Origin of the sequence: Streptomyces sp. NPDC006743 (assembly GCF_040703815.1) — a bacterium.
Classification (GTDB): domain Bacteria; phylum Actinomycetota; class Actinomycetes; order Streptomycetales; family Streptomycetaceae; genus Streptomyces.
Map to the genome: position 1 here is coordinate 164,017 of NZ_JBEYJA010000003.1, position 12,384 is coordinate 176,400.

Annotated in this window: 12 protein-coding genes; 6 read left to right on the plus strand and 6 right to left on the minus strand. The window is 74.0% G+C overall.

The features are described 5' to 3' along the window. The first annotated feature begins 63 nt into the window (after positions 1 to 63). The 3 genes from ABZ719_RS03845 (at position 64) to ABZ719_RS03855 (ending at position 3,042) form a co-directional block, all read left to right on the plus strand. Positions 64 to 852, plus strand: coding sequence for an FHA domain-containing protein (locus tag ABZ719_RS03845; protein WP_366723629.1), 789 nt, complete (start codon positions 64 to 66; stop codon positions 850 to 852). Further along, the gene (locus ABZ719_RS03850) at positions 849 to 2,462 is read left to right on the plus strand and encodes a protein kinase (RefSeq protein ID WP_366723630.1); all 1,614 of its coding nucleotides are present in this window, start codon (positions 849 to 851) and stop codon (positions 2,460 to 2,462) included. The genes ABZ719_RS03845 and ABZ719_RS03850 overlap by 4 nt, the downstream gene beginning before the upstream one ends. Positions 2,463 to 2,547: 85 nt before the next feature. After that, positions 2,548 to 3,042, plus strand: coding sequence for a hypothetical protein (locus ABZ719_RS03855; protein ID WP_366723631.1), 495 nt, complete (start codon positions 2,548 to 2,550; stop codon positions 3,040 to 3,042). Positions 3,043 to 3,110: 68 nt separating this feature from the next. On the opposite strand, the gene ABZ719_RS03860 is transcribed toward ABZ719_RS03855, so the two are convergent. After that, on the minus strand, positions 3,111 to 3,314 hold the full coding sequence (locus tag ABZ719_RS03860; protein WP_366723632.1) for a DUF397 domain-containing protein: 204 nt from the start codon (positions 3,312 to 3,314) through the stop codon (positions 3,111 to 3,113). Beyond that, positions 3,292 to 4,146 carry a helix-turn-helix transcriptional regulator gene (locus ABZ719_RS03865; protein ID WP_366723633.1) on the minus strand — a complete coding sequence of 285 codons (855 nt, stop codon included), beginning with the start codon at positions 4,144 to 4,146 and terminating at the stop codon, positions 3,292 to 3,294. The genes ABZ719_RS03860 and ABZ719_RS03865 overlap by 23 nt, the downstream gene beginning before the upstream one ends. 118 nt (positions 4,147 to 4,264) lie before the next feature. Here ABZ719_RS03865 and ABZ719_RS03870 point away from each other — a divergent pair, with 118 nt between their 5' ends. Next, positions 4,265 to 4,474, plus strand: coding sequence for a hypothetical protein (locus ABZ719_RS03870; RefSeq protein WP_366723634.1), 210 nt, complete (start codon positions 4,265 to 4,267; stop codon positions 4,472 to 4,474). Positions 4,475 to 4,529: 55 nt separating this feature from the next. Next, a complete protein-coding gene (locus tag ABZ719_RS03875; protein WP_366723635.1) occupies positions 4,530 to 4,835 on the plus strand; it encodes an ATP-binding protein in 306 nt (101 codons plus the stop codon). On the opposite strand, the gene ABZ719_RS03880 is transcribed toward ABZ719_RS03875, so the two are convergent. The 3 genes from ABZ719_RS03880 to purN all read right to left on the minus strand — a co-directional run bounded on the left by ABZ719_RS03880 (position 4,828) and on the right by purN (position 8,623). Further along, a complete protein-coding gene (locus ABZ719_RS03880; RefSeq protein ID WP_366723636.1) occupies positions 4,828 to 6,297 on the minus strand; it encodes a glycosyltransferase family 39 protein in 1,470 nt (489 codons plus the stop codon). The two genes, ABZ719_RS03875 and ABZ719_RS03880, sit on opposite strands and share 8 nt — an antisense overlap. 134 nt (positions 6,298 to 6,431) lie before the next feature. Beyond that, positions 6,432 to 7,997 (minus strand): bifunctional phosphoribosylaminoimidazolecarboxamide formyltransferase/IMP cyclohydrolase, encoded by a 1,566-nt coding sequence (purH, locus tag ABZ719_RS03885; protein ID WP_366723637.1) that lies wholly within the window; start codon positions 7,995 to 7,997, stop codon positions 6,432 to 6,434. Continuing rightward, entirely contained in the window at positions 7,994 to 8,623 is a 630-nt protein-coding gene (gene purN, locus ABZ719_RS03890) for a phosphoribosylglycinamide formyltransferase (protein WP_366723638.1), read from the minus strand. Before purN ends, purH begins: the two co-directional genes overlap by 4 nt. Positions 8,624 to 9,033: 410 nt before the next feature. On the opposite strand from purN, the gene ABZ719_RS03895 reads away from it, so the two are divergent. Continuing rightward, complete coding sequence (locus tag ABZ719_RS03895; protein ID WP_366723639.1) at positions 9,034 to 9,876, plus strand: hypothetical protein; 843 nt, start codon at positions 9,034 to 9,036, stop codon at positions 9,874 to 9,876. A 335-nt stretch (positions 9,877 to 10,211) separates the two neighbouring features. Here ABZ719_RS03895 and ABZ719_RS03900 read toward each other — a convergent pair whose 3' ends face one another. Next, on the minus strand, positions 10,212 to 12,305 hold the full coding sequence (locus ABZ719_RS03900; RefSeq protein ID WP_366723640.1) for a DUF6350 family protein: 2,094 nt from the start codon (positions 12,303 to 12,305) through the stop codon (positions 10,212 to 10,214). Positions 12,306 to 12,384: the final 79 nt, after the last annotated feature.

Consider the following 12,384-nt stretch of genomic DNA (forward strand, 5'->3'; position numbering starts at 1 on the left):
ACACGGCCCTGGTGCGTCGCCCTACTCTGGGGTCCGTAGCCGTCAGGCACGGGGAGACGCACCTTGTACAGCATCATCGTGGTACCTCCGCCGACCACGGAGGACGAGCGAAACGGCACCCAGTTGCGGCTGGCGCCCGGCGACCGCCTCGCCTTCGGGCGCTCCGCCGCCGGCAACGACCTGGTGATCGGGCACGACGGGGTCTCCCGCCGCGCCGGTGTGATCACCGCGCACGGCGCCTTCTGGATACTCAGCAACCTCTCCGCGCGCCAGACCTACGTCGTGGAGAACCCCGAGGGCGCGGGCGAGCACATCAAGGTCGGGCCGGGACGGCTGGACGCCCCCGTCCCCTTCGAGTTCTCCCGGATCGTGCTGCCCGCCGCCGGTGACCTGCTGCCGATCGAGGTGTGGGCGCCCCGGCACGACTACCTGGCCGGACCGGACGGGCCGGACGGCGAACCCACCGCGCCCGCCTTCTCCGTGGACCGGGCCAAGCGCTACTTCGCGGTGCTCGCCGCCCTGTGCGAGCCCCGGCTGCGCGGCGACCCGCACGCGCCGCTGCCCACCGTCGACCAGGTCGTGGAGCGGCTGCGGCCCGCCTGGCCCGCCGCGTCCCGTACGTCGGTGCAGTGGAACATCGACTACCTGGCCGTGAAGCTGCGCCTCAAACCCGGTCCGGACACCGCCGAGACCGGTCCGCGGCTCAACGGCAAGAAGGAGTCGCTGGTCTCGCTCGCGCTCCGCTTCGACCTGGTGCGCGAGGACGACCTGGTGGTGCTCGCCGCGCCGCCACCGCGGCGCCCGGCGGTGCCGGCCGGGCAGCCGGCCGTCCCCGGCCCGGACCAGCGGTGAGCGAGCCGTACGCCGTACCGGTGCCCCGCGGTTACCGGGTCGGCGTCTGGGAGGTGCGGCGGCCCATCGCCACGGGTGCCTTCGGCAGCGTGTACGAGGCCCGGCGCACCGGAGCGGCCGGCGGTACGGGCGGCGGCACCCCGCCCGACCTGCCGCGCACGGCCGCGCTGAAGTTCCTGCCCACCGGCACGGGCACCCCGCGCCGCCTCGCCCATCTGCGGGAACTCGTCGAACGGGAGGTGACGTTGCACCGCCGGCTGCGCCGCCCCCGGCTCATCCGGATGTACGAGACCCTCACCGTCGACGACCCGGGCCACCCCGGCCTCGACGGCGCCACCGTCCTCGTCCTGGAGAAGGCGGAGGGCTCGCTGGCCGCGCTGCTCGCCGCCGGTCCCCGGCCCGCCGCGAAGGACGCGCTGCTCGCCCAGATCTGCGAGGGCCTGGCCCAGCTGCACCGGGCCGGCTGGGTGCACGGCGACCTGAAACCGGCCAACGTGCTGCTGATGCACGACGGTTCGGCACGCCTGGCCGACTTCAACATGGCCGCCGAACTCGAAGGCACCCATGCCTACTCCCCCGCCTTCTCCACCCCCGACTACACCCCGCCCGAGCTGCTGTGGTCCGAGGTCGGCGAACGCGGGCGCCAGATCCGCCCGTCCGCCGACATCTGGGCCTTCGGCGTCCTCGCCCACCTGACCCTCACCGGCGCCTTCCCGCTGCCCGGCGGCACCCCGACGGTCCGCCGGGACGCCGCCGTCGCCTACGCCCGCGGCACGGCCGGACTCACCCTGTCCCCCGGACTCCCGTGCGCCTGGCGGGAGATCCTCCAGGAATGCCTGACCCGCACGCACGCCGACCGGATCGGCACCGAGGCCCTGCTGCGGCGTGTGGAGGCCGCGGCGGGCACCGCGCGTCCGTCCGGCGTCCGGCGGCTGCGCCCGCGGGGCGCCGTGCGGGGCCGCCGCGGCCGGCTGCTCACCGGCGGCGTGCTCGCCGGGGCCGCCGTCGCCGCGCTCGGCTACGGCATCGGCGCCCTGGCGCACGACCCGCCGCCCCCCGCCGCGAACACCACGCTCCGCCCGGAGGACACCGCGGCCCTGCCGGGAGCCGTCGCCCCCGCCACCTACGGCGCCCCCGAACTCCGTACCGACCAGGGCGTCCCGCCCTCCTACCGGCCGCTGATCGTCGACGCGGCGCACGCCTGCCCGAACCCGGACGTCACCCCCGCCCTGATCGCCGCCATGCTGAAGGCGGAGAGCGACTTCGACCCCAACCTGTCCGACCCCGCCAAGGACGAGTACGGCATCGCCCGCTGGACCCCCCGAGTGCTGCGCTGGTGGATCCGGTCCGACGGGCAGCCCGCGGCCACGACCCCCCGGCCCCCGTTCCCGGCCGCCGTGTCCATCCCGGCCATGGGCCGCTACCTGTGCTTCATCGCCCCGAACCTGGAACCGGGCCTGCCCGGTGACAAGCGGGTGCTGATCGCCGCCGCCTACCGGACGTCGTTCCGGAAGGTGAACGGCGCGGGCGGAGTTCCCCCGAAGTACCGCGACTACTGCGCCCGCGTCGCCCACTACCTCAAGGAGTACACGCCCCCGGGCCGCAGGTGACCCTGAGACTTCCGAGGTACCGGCGCCGCGCGGCCCCTGCGACGGTGGAACCACTCCGCTCCGGCGGAACGACCACCTTCGTCACATGGGGGAACCTGTGAACGTGAAGAAGCCCGCCGCGCTGTTCGTCGCGGCGACCGCACTGATCGCCGGCGCCTCGGCCGCGGCCTCTGCCGCGGACCCGGCCGCGGACCCGGCCGGCACCCGGGTGACCAGCCTCCAGCAGCAGGCCGAGCAGGTCCTGGCCGGCCACCCGAAGGCGCTGCACGTGTCCGCCGACGCCGTCCGCTACGACGGCCTGACGGTCACCGCCGCGCCCAAGGGCCAGGCCGCCCTGAAGGACCTGGACTGCGCGTACGGCCACCTCTGCATGCTCGTCAACGGCCAGAAGTTCGACTTCTACAAGTGCCAGACGTGGAACCTCAACAACTGGACCGGCAACGGCCCCTTCACCAACAACCAGACACCCGGCACGGTCGCCAGGTTCTTCAACAAGGACGGCAGCGTCCGCTGGACGTCCACGGCCTACGAGGCCGGTACGGCCACGTGGGACCCGATCTGGTCACTGCGCCCCTGCTGAGCCGGGCCCGCTGACGACGGTGGCCTCCGGCCCCTCCTGGGGGAGGGCCGGAGGCCACCGTCATGCGTTCACCTGTTCTTGAGCGCGGAGAGGAACGGTGTCCACGCGCTCCGCTGGAAGAGGAGGACGGGTCCTGTGGGGTTCTTGGAGTCGCGGACGGGGACGAAGGCGGGAACGTCGGCTACTTCGACGCAGTCACCGCCCTCATCGTTGCTGTAGCTGCTCTTGCGCCAAGCGACGGAGCCCGGGTCAATCCCGTTGCTGTGCTTCATCTTTGAGGGTCCTCACTGCTTCTTTCATCAAGGCCAGGGACGCCTTGGGCGGCAGGGCGACGGCCCTCAGCAGATCGTACCTACGACGGTACTCCCTCACCTGCGCCGGATAGTCGACGAGCTGCCCAGCGAAATCGCCCTCCGTGTACACCAATGGCGGGGCATCAGCGAAGGTCATGATCTTGGCCATGGCATGAGCGAGCGGGGGCCAAGGGGTGGTTTCCGGAACCACCTGAAGAATGCTCCGAGTGGACTGCACGACGTCGAGGATGTACTCCAGCTGCTCAGCCATCACTGCCGGAGGGAGCGGCGTCCGCCGGATGACCGACTCATTCAAGATCACCCAGTAGGAAGGGCGTTCCGCACGACTCCACAGCTCCGCACGCGCCAAACGCGCCTGGACAAGCTCCTTGGCCACCTCAACCGGCGTCTCAGGAGCTCCGTACTCGATGCGGGCATGGAAGTACGCCTCGGTCTGCAAAAGCCCGGGGACGACACTGGGCGCCCACTCTTCCAGCGTCTGGGCCTGCCTCTCCAGATCCGGGATATCGGCGTAGTACCACGGGTGCCCTACTTGCCGCGCCTTGGCGACGTCTTCACACCGCCGCTGGAAAAACCCATCCGTTCCCAGCCTGTCGTCCACGTGCCGGGCGAGATCGACCGGCATCCGCCGCTCACCCCGTTCGATCTGACTCAAGAACGAGATCCCCCGGAAGCTCCCCTCGGCCAGTTGCTCCAGCGTCAGGCCCGCGGACTCCCGCTTGAAGCGCAACTCCGCGCCGTAGAAGGAAGGGACGCTCGTCGACGCGTCGGGGTCCTTGCGAGCAGGCACAACTCATCACCGCCGTTTACCAGTTACCGTGCGCAACCCAAACTCTTTTCACGGTACGCCGCCCCACGCCACTGTGTGAGTGATTCGTCACGCATCGCACACAGAAAGGCGTACGCCCGTGCCTCAACCCCACGTCCAGGAAGCCGAGGCCCACCTGGAGGCACTGCGCGCCGCACTCGCCGCGCACGGCATCACACTTCCCTCGCTGGGGCTCGAAGCGCCCTCGGTCGCCGGGTCGTACACGGCCCCGCTCATCGCACTCGGGAACTGCAACCTGGACACCGCGCGGGCCCTGGCCGCCGCGCTGCGCGAGGGGGCGGCGGGGTGAGGTCCGCGCTGACGCTGGATCTGCTCGCGCTGCCCAAGGCCGTACCGGAGGTGCGGTGCGCGAGTACCTCGGGCGGCCGTGCCCGGACGTGCAGCTGTGCGTGAGCGAGCTGCTGGCCAACGTGATCCGGCACGTCGGCGAGGGCACCCCCGTGTCCGTACGGGTGCACGCCGCGGGCGGCGGCCGGGTCCGGGTGGAGGTCACGGACCGGGAGCCGCACGCGTGGCTGGTGGTGCGGCACGCGGGCGACGAGGAGGAGTCCGGGCGCGGGCTCCTCCTCCTCGACTCGGTCGCGCTGCGCTGGGGCGTACGGCAGGAGCCGGGCGGCAAGACCGTCTGGTGCGAGGTGCCCGTCAGCTGATCCGGGAGCCGGCGGACCGGCGTTCGTAGACCGTCACCCGCCGCCCCCGCACCCGTTCGTCGGCGACGACCGTGAAGTGCGTGCGCAGGGCGGCCAGTTTCGCCTCGTCCCGGGCCAGGGGCGCCGGGCCGGGCGGCAGGGACGCGTCGGTGACCAGCAGGACCCGCCGCTGGGCCAGGGTCAGGGCATGGATCGTGGCCGGATCCGCCTCCTCGCCGCCCAGCGTCCCGGACTCGGCGGGGCCGCGGACCAGCGCGATGTCCCGCAGACCGGCGAAGTCGCCGGGCGAGACCAGCGCGGTGTCCCGCCGGAACGCGGGAACGAAGAGCACCGCGTCCCCGTCCCGGTGCAACCTGCGCACGTGGCCGGAGACCGCCAGTACGTCGTCCACCCTGCTGCCCGGCGAGCGCACGGCCACGGACTGCGGCAGCAGTGCGGCCACCGCTGCCACGAGCGCCACGGGGACCAGCCACGCGGACGCGGCCGGGAACCGCGGGGCCGCCGCCCGTGCCGCCGCGTCGAGGGCGGCGCCGATGAGCAGGGCCAGCCCGAGCTGGCTGAACGCGACGTACCGGTCGAGGAAGACCGGCTGGACGAACGAGAGGCCGATCAGACCGAGTTGGGGCACCGCGAGCAGCGGCAGCCCGACGGCCGCCACCGACAGCCGGCCCGCCCGCGGCCGGTCCGCCAGGGCCGCGAGGACGCCCACCGCCAGCAGGACGGCGGGGCCGGTCACCGTGTGCCAGGTCAGCGGGGGTATCCAGGCCACCTGGCCCGCCTGGGTCCGGCTGTAGAGGACCAGCGGCAGCACCCCGGCCACCGCGCACACCGACGCCGCCGCCCACCGGGCCCGCGTCCCGCGCCCGGCGCGCGTCCAGAGCAGGGTCACGGCGTGCGCGGGAAGCACCAGCAGGGACAGCCAGTGCAGCAGCCCGGTCACCAGGACCACGCCCCCGTAGGCGGCCCATCGCCCCGCCCCGCCGCGCCCCTGGAGCAGTGTGACCAGCAGCAGCGTCGAGATTCCGGCACCGGCCGCGACCAGCGCGTAGGAACGGCCGTCCTGGAGCTGGAACTGGATCGCCGGGAGCAGCGCCAGGGCCAGGCCGCCCGCCAGTCCCGTCCGCGTTCCGCGCAGGCGGCACCCGACGGCCGTCACGCAGGCCGCCGCGACGGCCATGGCCAGCACGGACGGCAGTCTGAGCGTCGTGATGCCGGGCCCGAAGCAGCCGAAGAGGGCGTGCATCCACAGGTAGTAGAGCCCGTGCACGGCGTCCACGTGCTGGAGGGTGTGCCAGATCTCGCCGGCCGACCGCTGCGCCACGATCCAGGTCGCGGCCTCGTCCCGCCACACGCTGTGGCCCCGGGACAGTCCCCACAGGCCGAGCAGGACGGTCCACAGCACCGGGACGGCCCGGACGAGCAGGCGCGGGCGGGGCCGGGGACCGGCCGGGTGAGAGGTCATGGAAAAGGCCGGTCCTCGCAGCGGTGATCATCCGGGTGGGCCGCACAGGGTACGTGCGGCACCGGCCCGGATGACCACCGACCGTAAAGAACCGGCCAAAGGTGGCGCACAGGGGCGCCTCGGGGGTGAGGTGCTCAGTGGAAGAAGTGGCGCGTGCCCGTGAAGTACATGGTCACGCCCGCCTTCTTCGCGGCCTCCACGACCTGTTCGTCGCGGATCGAACCGCCCGGCTGCACGATCGCCTTCACGCCTGCCGCGATCAGGATCTCGGGGCCGTCCGGGAAGGGGAAGAACGCGTCCGAGGCGGCGTAGGAGCCGCGCGCCCGTTCCTCGCCGGCCCGCTCGACCGCCAGCTTGCAGGAGTCGACGCGGTTGACCTGGCCCATGCCGACGCCGACCGACGCGCCGTCCTTGGCGAGCAGGATGGCGTTGGACTTGACGGCCCGGCAGGCCTTCCAGGCGAAGGCGAGCTGGGCCAGCTCGTCGGCGGACAGGGCCTCGCCGCTGGCCAGGGTCCAGTGGGCGGGGTCGTCGCCGTCGGCCTGGAGGCGGTCGGTGACCTGGAGCAGCGCCCCGCCGTCGACCGGCTTGACCTCGGCCGGGTGGGAGGGCGCGCCCGGCGCCTTCAGGACCCGGATGTTCTTCTTCCTGGCGAGCGCCTCCAGCGCGCCGTCCTCGTAGTCCGGGGCGACGATGACCTCGGTGAAGATGTCCGCGACCTGCTCGGCCATCTCCTTGCTGACCGGCCGGTTCACGGCGATGACACCGCCGTAGGCGGAGACCGGGTCGCAGGCGTGCGCCTTGCGGTGCGCCTCGGCGACGTCCGCGCCGACCGCGATGCCGCACGGGTTGGCGTGCTTGATGATCGCCACGCACGGCTCGTCGTGGTCGTACGCGGCACGGCGGGCGGCGTCCGTGTCCGTGTAGTTGTTGTACGACATCTCCTTGCCGTGCAGCTGCTCCGCCTCGGCGAGGCCGGTGCCGGTGCCGTCGACGTAGAGCGCGGCGGGCTGGTGCGGGTTCTCGCCGTAGCGCAGCGTGCTCTTGCGCTCCAGGGTGGCGCCGAGGAAGTCGGGGAAGGCCGAGTCGTCGACGGGCGCGTAGGAGGAGGCGAACCAGCCCGCCACCGCGATGTCGTACGACGCGGTGTGCTGGAAGGCCTCGGCGGCGAGCCGCTTGCGGGTGGCCAGGTCGAAGCCGCCGTCCTGCACCGCGGCGAGGACGTCGGCGTAGCGCTCGGGGCTGGTGACGACCGCGACCGAGGGGTGGTTCTTGGCGGCGGCGCGGACCATGGAGGGACCGCCGATGTCGATCTGCTCCACGCACTCGTCGGGCGAGGCGCCGGAGGCGACCGTCTCGCGGAACGGGTAGAGGTTCACGACGACCAGGTCGAAGGGCTCCACGCCCAGCTCGGCCAGCTGCCGCCGGTGGTCCTCCAGGCGCAGGTCGGCGAGGATGCCCGCGTGCACCTTCGGGTGCAGCGTCTTGACCCGGCCGTCCAGGCACTCGGGGAAGCCGGTCAGCTCCTCGACCTTGGTGACGGGCACGCCGGCCGCGGCGATCTTCGCGGCGGTGGAGCCGGTGGAGACGAGTTCGACGCCCGCCTCGTGCAGCCCGCGCGCGAGCTGCTCCAGACCGGTCTTGTCGTAGACGCTGACGAGCGCGCGCCGGATGGGCCGCTTGTTGCTCTCGGCGGTCACTGGATAACTACCTTTCGTCCCTCGATGCGATAGCCGTGGCGGGCGAGCCGGCTCACGACCTCGACGAGCAGCCTTCGCTCGACTTCCTTGATGCGCTCGTGCAGCGCGCTCTCGTCGTCCTCGTTCCGGATCTCGACCACGCCCTGGGCGATGATCGGGCCGGTGTCGACGCCGTCGTCGACGAAGTGGACGGTGCAGCCGGTGACCTTCGCGCCGTACGCGAGCGCGTCCCGTACGCCGTGGGCCCCGGGGAAACTGGGCAGCAGGGCGGGGTGCGTGTTCACGAAACGCCCGCCGAACCGTGCGAGGAACTCCTTCCCCACGATCCTCATGAACCCGGCGGACACGACGAGGTCGGGCTCGTGGGCGGCGACGGCCTCGGTGAGCGCCGCGTCCCACTCCTCGCGGGTGGCGTGGTCCTTGACCTTCCGCACGAAGGTCGGCAGCCCGGCGCGCTCGGCGCGCGCCAGCCCCTCGATGCCGTCGCGGTCGGCGCCCACGGCGACGATCTCGGCACCGTACGACTCGGCTCCGGCCTCGGCGATCGCGTCGAGGAGCGCCTGCAGATTGGTGCCGGATCCGGAGACCAGCACGACGAGGCGCTTGGCCACGGGCTTGGCGGCCACGGTGGGGCCCTTTCTCGGGGAAGCTGTTTTGTACGGTCGTACGAATGCTTCGCGCCCCCGGATACGGGGAAGCCTACGAAACGGCCGACCGCCAGCAACGATACCGGCACTCCCGGCGGCCCCCATGGGACGGGGGCGTGGCCGGAAGGTAGCGTCTGCACAGACCTGGTACGGGACCGCGCCGGGGACACCTGGGGAGAGCGGGGGAACGCACTCCGCGCTCCGGGCGTTCAAGGGGTGAGGGGCCTGTCGGATCGCCCCGGGCTGCTTGTCGGTTCGCCTGCCGGTTTCGTCTGCCGGTTCGTTCTTCGCACCGCCTGCGAACCGTCTCGCGGACCGGACGGCGGCCCCCGGCGGACCGCCCGACCAGTCGACCAGTCGTGACTCACCAAGGGGAAGACGCTCACTTGATGCCCGACCGCAGCCCGCGACTCCTCACGCTCCCTCCGCTGTCGGTGCAGGGAGGGGAGCGCGGCGCCGTGCTGCTGCGGGAGCGCCCCGCCTCACCGCCCCACGCGCCCGCGGGCGGTGACGACGGCGGCGGGCGAGGCGGCTCCGCTCCCGACGACAACCCGTTCGCCCCGCCCGCCGAGGGCACGCCCGACCGCCCCTGGCAGCCCCGCCACCCCTCCGGGCAGGACTCATCCGGGCAGGGCTCCGGATCCTCCGGTGAAGGCCAGGGACAAGGTCAGGGTTCCGGTGACGGCCGTTCCCCCTGGGGCAGCCAGTGGAGCGACCGCCAGCCCGGCCGCTCCCCCGGCGGTTTCGGCGAGCGGCCCGAGCGGCCCGGCGGCGGGCCCGGACAGCCGGGCGGCGGCCAGGGCAGGCCCGGCCCCGGCATGCGCTGGGACCCCGCCGATCCCGCGCAGCGCCGCGCCCGGTTCTCTCTGCTGTCCGGCATGTGGGCCTTCTTCTTCGTCCTGTTCGGCTGGGCGCCCGTCGCCCTGCTGCTCGGCGCGCTCGCCCTGTACTGGGGCATCAGCGCCCTGCGCACCAAGCCGCGCAGGCCCGGCCCGGACAACGCGGCGCCGGCCCCGGCGCCCGAGAGCAACCGGCCCCAGCTGACGGCGGCGATCAGCGGCCTGGTCACCGCGTCCCTGGCGCTCGCCCTGGTCGCGGCGGGATTCGCCGCGCAGTTCGTCTACCGCGACTACTACTCCTGTGTGAACGACGCGCTCACCCACCAGGCCCAGCAGTCCTGCGACCGCCACCTGCCGAGCGAACTGCGGGGCATGCTGGGCACGGACGGCTGAGACGGGCGCCCCGCGGAGGCGTCGTACCCCGGGCCGGCCGGGACCCTCGCCCCCGGCCCGCCCAGGCCCCTGGATCCCACGTCGGCGGGCCGCGCAGGTCCCTCGGATCCACGTCGGCGGGCCACCAGTCAGGCCCCTCGGGGCCCGCGTGGGCGAGCCGCCCAGGTCCCTCGGATCCCACGTCAGCGGGCCACCACCCAGGCCCCTCGGGTCCCGCGTGGGCGAGCGGCCCGGTCCCTCGGGGTCAGCGGGCCGCCAAGTCCCTCGGTTCTTGCGTCAGCGGGCCGCCCGGGGCTCCTCGGGACACAGGTCGGCGGCTCACCCGGGGCTCCGGGTCACCCGGCCGGCTCGTCGGTGGGGGCGGGCGGCCTGATGTCCTGCGCGGGCAGGGCGGCGGGCGCCGCGGCCGTCTCCACGGGGCCGTCCGCGCCGCCCAGGGAGCCGTCCGCCTTGTTCCGAGGGCTGGCCGCGGTGGCCCGGCGGGCGTCCGCGCTCCACTGCCGGTGGACCTCGGACACGCCGGCGCCGTCGGCCGCCGCGCCGGTGTTCCGGCTTTCCCCGGTGTTGCCGGCGTTGCCGCTGTGGCCGGTGCCGGAGGGGCCCGGTCCCGTCGCGGGCCCGGATCGTACGCGTCCTTGCGGCTCGGCGGTCGTCGCTCCCGGCTTCCCGTCCCCGTCCGGCCTCGCGGACCTCTGCGGTTCCGCCGGCCCCTCCGGCCTCCCGGCCCCGTCCGGCTTCGCCGACCCCTGTGGCTTCGCCGACCTCTGTGGCTTCGCCGACCCCTGTGGCTTCGCCGACCTCTGTGGCTTCGCGGATCCCTCCGGCCTCGCGGAGGCCGTCTGCTGCGGCCGCGCGGGGGCCGTCTGCCAGGAGGGCGGGTCGAGGGACGGCGGGTCGAGGGGCAGGACGTCGTACGGTTCGAGGGCGGCGTCGTACCGCGCGGGCAGCCAGCCGCCGGTGTCCGGGACCCGTACCGGCCGAGCACCGCCCTTGCCGCTCCCCCCGCTCACGCCGTCCTTCCCGCCCCCTCCGGGACGGGGCCGCCCGATCAGCCCCTGCCCGGCCTCCCCTACGCCGCGGATCCGGCCGCCCAGGCAGTGCCAGATCCGTACGGCCAGCGCCGTCGGCACGGCCGCCGCCGAGGTCCACAGCAGGGTGGCGCCCATGACCTGCCAGCCCACCGGCCCGAAGTCGTCGAGGACGGCGTTCCCCAGCGGGCCGCCCGCCAGTTCGGCGAAGACCCCGAGTCCGATCGCGCACAGCAGGCACGCCAGAGCCGCCCCGCCCGCCGTCCGCCGCAAGGACCACGCCCGCACCCCGTCCCGCGAGTCCCCGGAGTTCCCGGGGCCTCCCCCGTCCCCCGCGTCCCGCCGGTCCCGGCCTTCCCGCGCCGCCGCGCACGCGACGAACCAGCCGATGGACAGTCCGGCAGCCACCGGCACCGCTGCCGTCACCAGGTGCAGCGGGCTGCCCCGCCCCGCGTCCGGCACCGCCGCGAGCAGCGGGAACGGCGGCAGCAGCGGAGCCGGCGCGGAGACGAACGGGTCGACCGTGTGCCCGGCGCCGAGCACGAAGCCGGGGCCGAGGGTGTACGCCGCCGCCCACAGCACCGCGTTCGGCAGCAGCGCCAGGCACAGCAGCAGCACGGCGAACCGCCCCGACCAGCCCTCCGTCAGCTTCAGGAACGCGCCCTGGGCCGCATGACCGTGCCCGACCAGTGACACCCCGAGCACCAGCGCCCCGCCCCCGACGAACACCACCGCTCCCGCCCCGGCCGCACGGGCCGAGGCACCGAGCCGCGCCCGTGGCCCCGGCCCGAGCAGCAGCCGCCGTACGCCGGGCGAGAGCGAGCCGAGCGCCCGGTCCAGCGGCGCGCGCGGGCAGCCGTACGCCGCCCAGACGCCGCTGGCCGCCGCCACCGCGGCGACGAACGGCACCCACACCACCGTCGAGAACCACGCCGGGTGCAGCGCCCCGCCCGCCGCGTAGACCGCGGCGCCGACGGCGACGGCGAGGTACCCGAGGAGGACACCGGCCCAGGCGGTGCGCGGGGGGACGAGCGGCCCGCCGTCACCACCGTCGGTCGCGTCCCGCGCGGCCCGGTGCACCAGCAGGACGGGCGCCACGGACAGCAGCAGCGGGGTCAGGCCGATCGGCGCGGGCACCGAGGTGAGGGTGTCGGTGCGGACCAGTTCGGCGCCGTGCGCCAGCAGCCACAGCGCCGCGGCGACGTGCAGCGCGCCGCTCGGCCCGCTGTCGGGGTACGGCGAACTGATCCACAGCACGACGTCGAGCACGGCGAACGAGCCGAGGCCGAGGCCCGCCGCGACCACGCCGCCCAGGAAACCTGCGCCGAGTCCGGGTGAGCGGTCCCGTACCCGGGTGCGCAGGCGGGGCAACGGCGGACGTCGAGGGGTCGTCTGGATCACGCCCGCCATGCTCCCAACGTCACACGCTTTCCCGGCGCAACAGGCGAACCTCCGAAGTGTCGCTCAATATACGTTTATG

Coding starts and splice junctions, on each gene's coding strand:
- ABZ719_RS03855 (WP_366723631.1), top strand. CDS start 2,548: ATGGGGGAACCTGTGAACGTGAAGAAGCCCGCCGCGCTGTTCGTCGCG.
- ABZ719_RS03860 (WP_366723632.1), bottom strand. CDS start 3,314: ATGAAGCACAGCAACGGGATTGACCCGGGCTCCGTCGCTTGGCGCAAG.
- ABZ719_RS03880 (WP_366723636.1), bottom strand. CDS start 6,297: ATGACCTCTCACCCGGCCGGTCCCCGGCCCCGCCCGCGCCTGCTCGTC.
- ABZ719_RS03895 (WP_366723639.1), top strand. CDS start 9,034: ATGCCCGACCGCAGCCCGCGACTCCTCACGCTCCCTCCGCTGTCGGTG.